Below are 207 nucleotides of genomic sequence, written 5' to 3' on the forward strand. Positions count from 1 at the left end.
CCGCCGGAGATCGCGCACATCGCCCCGGACCCGCTCGAGGCCGCGTTCGACGCCGCCGACGTCGTACGTCGCGTGCGCCGGCGCACCACGGGGGTCAAGCGGCTGCTGCTGGACCAGAACCTCGTCTCGGGCGTCGGCAACATCTACGCCGACGAGGCGCGGTGGCGCGCCAGGATCCACGGCGAGCGGCCGGGGGAGCGGCTGACG

Annotated in this window: 1 pseudogene; it reads left to right on the plus strand. The window is 75.4% G+C overall.

The window, feature by feature from the left end:
- A pseudogene (locus QWY28_RS24285) lies at window positions 1-207 on the plus strand (bifunctional DNA-formamidopyrimidine glycosylase/DNA-(apurinic or apyrimidinic site) lyase); the annotation flags it as partial.

This window comes from Nocardioides oceani, assembly GCF_030412965.1.
Lineage (GTDB): Bacteria > Actinomycetota > Actinomycetes > Propionibacteriales > Nocardioidaceae > Nocardioides > Nocardioides oceani.